Raw genomic sequence first — 5,520 nt, forward strand, 5'->3', positions numbered from 1 at the left:
GGAGCAACGTTGCTCCGGTCGCTCACGCCCCCGGCTCGCCCACTTCGCGGGATTCGCGCTAATCTGGACAGGTGACGGGCGAAGAACGGGTGAACCCCTCCTACCGCGGTGTCGCTCGCCGGACCGCGTGTGGTAGACTTCCCGCGTTCCAACCGCCCTCAATCCGGAGTCCCCGCCGCCATGTTCGACAAGCTCTCGAACGGGATGTCACTCGCCCGCAGTTCGTGGGGCGTCCTCGCGCAGGACAAGAAGCTCATCTGGTTCCCGCTCGTCAGCGGGCTGATGTTCGTGCTGGTCGTCGCCAGCTTCGCCGTGCCGCTCGCCACGCTCGTGGACTGGGCGCAGGTGAAGCAGCACGCCGAGCACCACAACGGCAAGCCGCCCGCGTGGGTGTACGCGGTCGGGTTCGGGTTCTACTTCGCCACCTACTTCGTGATGATCTTCTGTAACGCGGCGCTCGTGAGCTGCGCGATGATGCGGTTCAACGGCCGCGAGCCGAGCCTGTCGGCGGGGTTCGGCATGGCGATGGCCCGGTTGCCGCAGATCCTCGCGTGGGCGCTCGTGTCCGCGACCGTCGGCGTGCTGCTCCAGGTCATCGAGAGCGCCTACGAGGACGCCGGGTACTACATCTCGCTGGTCCTCGGGACCGCGTGGTCGGTGATGACGTTCTTCGTCGTGCCGGTCCTGGTGGTCGAGCAGACCGGGCCGCTCGCGTCGGTCGGGCGGTCGGTGTCGCTGGTGCGGCAGACGTGGGGCGAGGCGCTCGTCGGGCGCATGGGGATCAACTTCTTCCTGTTCCTGCTCGCGATCCCGGTGGTCCTGCTGTTCGTCGGCGGGGGGCTGCTGCTCGCGAAGGGTGCGGTGCCGGTGGGCGCGGCGCTGATCGCGGTCGGCGTGGTCGCGGCCCTGCTGCACATGGCCGTCAGCTCGGCGCTGAACACGATCTTGCTCGCCGCGCTGTACCAGTACGCCGCGGACCGCAACGTGCCGGCGGGCTTCAGCGCCGACCAGTTCGAGGGCGCGTTCCAGTCGAAGAACCGGTGAGTGGGGGTGGGACGTTGGAAATTGGTCGTTGGTAAAGACACGAGCCGCGGGATCACCCCCGCGGCTCGTGCCTTTACCATCTCCCACCACCCACGTCCAATGTCCCCTTCAGTACCGCGTCTCCAGTCCGATCGTGAACCCCTGCGCCCAGAAGTCGGAGGAGTTGAACAGCGGCCGCGGGCGGTCGCCGGGGACGAGCGCGCCGCCGGGGTTCAGCGCCGCCACGTTCGCCGGGGTCAGGGTGCGGTCGATCTGGTCGCCGGGCCGCACCGCCTCGCTCAGGTACAGGAAGTTGTACCCCACGAACAGCCGCCCCGAGTCGCTCAGGCACACCCCGAGCTTGAACGTCCCCTCGGGCGCGACCGCGAACGCGCTCCGGGTGTACCGGCCGATGTTCGTCGCCGAGGTGTAGACGCCGCCGGGCACGACCTCGCCGAGCGCCGTCGCCCCGTCGATCCGCACCACCTCGAACGTCTGGCCGAGCGCCACCTTCCCGGTCACCTCGCAGAACACGGCCCCGTGCTTCACGTTCGCGTTCAGGCCGAGTTGCCCGCCGTGGAACCGGTTGTGCCCCGTGAACTCGTCGTAGATGGTCCCGCTGCCGGCCGGCGCGAACCGCCGCTGCTCGACCGTGAGCCCCTCGTTCACCTGGAGGAACCGGTACCCGGCCAGGCCGTTGAGCTTGAACCCGTTCGTGTCCCACAGGTTCGCGACCCCGTTCGCCTCGGCCCCCTGCATGCGGAGGCTCGTCGTGACGTGGACCGAGCCCGTGGCCACGTTCGGCGCGGCCGACGCGAACGCCGCTTCGAGCCCCGTGGTCGCGTCGGTGTACGGTAGGCCGAGGGACTGGATGCGGTTGTTCCCGGTGCCGTGGACCGTCGCCTTAAACGTCCGGCTGCCGAGGAAGAAGTACACGAGTTCCGCGCCGACGGTCTGCGAGTCGTCGAGCGCCGCGCCGAGGGTGAACCGGCCGCCGGCGATGGCCTGGTCGCTCAGCGAGCGGCCGCCGACGACCACGAGCGTGTTCGAGTTGCTGAGTGCGGGCGGGCCGCCGGCGCGGGTCGCGGTGACGAGCGCCGGGACGGGCGCGGCCTTCGGCCACCACAGCAGCAGTTCCATGCCGTCCCAGTTCGGGCCGAGCGGCCCGCGGGGCCGGCACTTCTGCTTCACCACCTCCTCGACCCGCTCGACCCCTTCGGGGAGCGGCTCGGGCTTCGCGGGGATAGGCGGCGCGATCTCGACGGGCGTGAGCGGCCGCGACACCTCGGTGCCGCCGGGCAGCGACGGGCCGTCGCCGGGGCCGGGCGCGACCGGCGGCAGTTCCTGCGCGGCGGCGCGATCGGCAGCGCCGGCGAACGCGAACGCGACGGCGACCCACACCGCACGCATACCAACCCCTCTCATCAGGTGACGCCCGCCGTATGCCACACTGACCAGCCGCTGTCCAGATGAACCGAGGAGACGGGCGCGGCCGCGTCGAGAAGCTGGGTAAAGGAGGCGGCTCGCTCCGCGAGTCGCACTCCGGAGCAACGGCGCACCCGGTCGAGGCTCGGAGCGCCGCCGGTGCCCCTCGCGGAGCGAGGAACCGACTCTCGCGAACCCGTCGGCCGCGCGGCACCGGTTCGGGTCCGATCAACTTTGCTCACGGTGCCGATCGCGGCGTGTCGATGTGTGATGTGGTGCGTCGGATTTCCTGAAGTCCCCGGGCGTCGCATGAGGCGGATAGTCAAAGCCGTTCTGCTGGCCTCGCTGAGCGGCGGCCTCGGCTGCACCGGGGTGAAGTCGTACCTCGACCGCGAACTCCCGCCCCCGCCGGCCGACCCGCTCGGGCACCGCGTGCCCGGTCAGAAGCCGCACGTCGCGCGCCGCACCGACCCCGTTGGGGCGGTCGTGCAGGCGAGCGCAGAGGTCCCCGCCGACCCGCAACACACCCAGCCACTCAGCCGCGTGGACGAGTTCGTCGGGTTCGCGGTGGCCCAGAACCCGCGAATCGGCCGCGCGACCATCGCCATCGACGCCGCCCAGGGGCGGTTCGTTCAGGCCGGGCTGTACCCGAACCCGGAACTCGCCGCGAGCTACGACGAGATCGGGGACCGCACCGGCCCCGGCATCCTGTCCGTCCCGCGGCTCACGCAGACCATTGTTACGGGCAAGAAGCTGAAGCTCTCGCAGGCGGTCGCGGCCCGGGAGGTGGACCAGGCGGCCCTCGGCCTGCTCGGCGAGCGGTACGCGGTCGCCGCCGCGGTCCGGGCCGACTTCTACCAGGCCCTCGCGCTCCAGCAGCGGATCGGGGTGCTCGCCGAACTCGCTCGGCTCGCCGACGAGTCGGTCGAGAACGGCCGGGTCCTCCTCAAGGCCCAGAAGATCGCCAAGCTCGACCTGATACAGATCGAGATCGAGCGGGAGCGGATCCAGACCGACCTACACTCGGTGGAGAAGGAGCTGCCGGCCGCGTACCGAAGGCTGGCCGCGACCGCGGGGAACAGCGCGCTGCCGATCGCGGCGGTCGCGGGCTCGCTCGACGGGCTCCCGGACTACGACCTGGAGGCGACCCGGGTGGCGGTGCTGGCGACGCACCCGGACGTGCGGACCGCGAAGGTCGGCATCGACCGCGCGCAGGCGGCGGTCCGCCGGGCCGAGGCCGAGCCGATCCCGAACGTCACGGTCCTGGGCGGGTTCGTCCGCCAGTTCGAGAACAAGTCGTACGACGGCACGGCCGCCCTGAGCATGCCGCTCCCGGTGTGGAACCGGAACCAGGGGAACATCCGCGAGGCGAAGGCCGAACTCGCGCGGGCGGCCCTGAACGTGACCCAGGTGGAGAACGAACTCGCCGACCGCGTGGCGACCGCGTTCCAGACGTACGCCGCGGCCCGGGAACGGGCGGAGCGGTACCGCACGGAGCTGATCCCGCGGGCCGAGGAGACGTTCAAGCTGTCGCTCGACGCCTTCAAGGGCGGCCAGTTCGAGTACCTTCGGGTGATCGAGGCCCAGCGCACGATGGCCGAGTTGCGGTTGGAGCGGAACCGTGCACTGTCCGAGGCGTGGAAGGCCGCCGCCGAGTTGTCCGGCTTGCTCCTCGAAGAAGCGTGGCCCCCGGCCCCGCCCGCCCCGCCGATGAAGCCGCCGGAGCCGCCGAAACCGTGAACCGACCGCGCAGCGAGCCGGGAGCGCCAGTTAGGTGACTCCGGTCACTGACGCTCCCGGCTCGCCAGGACCACGCACCCCTCGCAACCGCTCCCGCAACGCCGCTCGCCCTCCGCCCACGCGCCGAATTCACTTCAAGCCCCGCTCGGCCGGCGGGTATCCTGTGACTGTTCCACGCTCGCCCGCATCAGTTCCCGGAGCCCGCACATGCCGGTCGGCACCATCGACAACCACGCCCTCTCGCAGCAACTGCTCGACGCCCTCGACGCGCTCTCGGGGCTGCACCCCGGGTTCCGCCCGGCGCACGCCAAGGGGATCATGTGCGGCGGCACGTTCGCGCCGTCGCCGGAGGCCGCGAGGCTCACCCGCGCCCCGCACGCCAACCGGCCGTCCACGCCGGTCGTCGTCCGCTACTCCGACTCGACCGGCGTGCCGACCGTCCCGGATAACGACCCGGCGAAGTCCGGCCCCCGCGGCATCGCGGTCCGCTTCAACCTCGGCGCGCACGCGCACACCGACATCGTCGCGCACTCCACGAACGGGTTCCCGGTCCGCACCGGCGAGGAGTTCGTCGAGTTCCTCCGCGGCGCGGCAGCGGCCGGGGCCGGGAAGCCCGAGGCGATCGGCGCGTTCCTCGCCTCGCACCCGCAGGCCAAGGCGTTCGTGGAATCGCCGAAGCCGATCCCGACGAGCTTCGCCCGCGAGGCGTTCTTCGCGATCACCGCGTTCATCTTTACCGCGGCCGACGGCACGACGAAGCACGGCCGGTTCCGCGTCCGCCCCGCGGCCGGGGTCGAGCACCTGTCCGACGCCGACGCGGCCAAGAAGTCGCCGAACTTCCTGTTCGACGAACTCCGCGAGCGGCTCGCGAAGGAACCGGTGACGCTCGGCGTGTTCGTGCAGATCGCGGAACCGGGCGACGACGTGACCAACGCGAGCGTGACCTGGCCGGACAGCCGCCCCGAAGTGCCGTTCGGCACGATCACCCTCACGACTGTTCTCGACGACCAGGAACCGGAGCTGCGGAAGATCATCTTCGACCCGCTCCCGCGGGTGGACGGCATCGACTCGGCCGGCGACCCGCTGACCGATGTCCGCGCCGACATCTACCTGCTGAGCGGCCGCCGCCGCCGCTCCGCCGCCGGCGACGCGAAGAAGTAAGGGAGCGTTCGAGCCACGGGGGCTCCGAAGCGCTGAAGACCCCTCACCCGCGACCCGCAGAGCCGGGTCGCGACCTCTCCCCGTCGGAACGGGGCGAGGTGGGGGCGGCCGACCCTCGTTCTTGCCTCACCGTCACGCCGGGCTTGCGAGAAGCCCGGCGCGCCCCACCTC

General features: G+C 71.3%; 4 protein-coding genes. 3 read left to right on the forward strand and 1 reads right to left on the reverse strand.

Annotated features, from left to right (window positions below; all coding sequences use genetic code 11):
* The first annotated feature begins 180 nt into the window (after window positions 1-180).
* On the forward strand, window positions 181-1,044 hold the full coding sequence (locus ACTIGN_RS15910) for a DUF6159 family protein (RefSeq protein ID WP_439625536.1): 864 nt from the start codon (window positions 181-183) through the stop codon (window positions 1,042-1,044).
* A gap of 108 nt (window positions 1,045-1,152) precedes the next feature.
* Here ACTIGN_RS15910 and ACTIGN_RS15915 read toward each other — a convergent pair whose 3' ends face one another.
* Entirely contained in the window at window positions 1,153-2,433 is a 1,281-nt protein-coding gene (locus ACTIGN_RS15915; RefSeq protein WP_439625538.1) for a BBP7 family outer membrane beta-barrel protein, read from the reverse strand.
* Window positions 2,434-2,757: 324 nt separating this feature from the next.
* Between ACTIGN_RS15915 and ACTIGN_RS15920 the strand changes: the two genes are divergently transcribed.
* Together ACTIGN_RS15920 and ACTIGN_RS15925 are read left to right on the forward strand one after the other, a co-directional pair.
* On the forward strand, window positions 2,758-4,188 hold the full coding sequence (locus ACTIGN_RS15920; RefSeq protein WP_439625540.1) for a TolC family protein: 1,431 nt from the start codon (window positions 2,758-2,760) through the stop codon (window positions 4,186-4,188).
* Window positions 4,189-4,395: 207 nt separating this feature from the next.
* On the forward strand, window positions 4,396-5,349 hold the full coding sequence (locus ACTIGN_RS15925) for a catalase family peroxidase (RefSeq protein WP_439625542.1): 954 nt from the start codon (window positions 4,396-4,398) through the stop codon (window positions 5,347-5,349).
* Window positions 5,350-5,520 lie beyond the last annotated feature (171 nt).

It is taken from the genome of Gemmata sp. (assembly GCF_051859125.1).
Classification (GTDB): domain Bacteria; phylum Planctomycetota; class Planctomycetia; order Gemmatales; family Gemmataceae; genus Gemmata.

What these genes read in the sequence shown, in the direction of transcription:
- ACTIGN_RS15925 (WP_439625542.1), top strand. Translation starts at nt 4,396, where the DNA reads ATGCCGGTCGGCACCATCGACAACCACGCCCTCTCGCAGCAACTGCTC.
- ACTIGN_RS15910 (WP_439625536.1), top strand. Translation starts at nt 181, where the DNA reads ATGTTCGACAAGCTCTCGAACGGGATGTCACTCGCCCGCAGTTCGTGG.
- ACTIGN_RS15915 (WP_439625538.1), bottom strand. Translation starts at nt 2,433, where the DNA reads ATGCGTGCGGTGTGGGTCGCCGTCGCGTTCGCGTTCGCCGGCGCTGCC.
- ACTIGN_RS15920 (WP_439625540.1), top strand. Translation starts at nt 2,758, where the DNA reads ATGAGGCGGATAGTCAAAGCCGTTCTGCTGGCCTCGCTGAGCGGCGGC.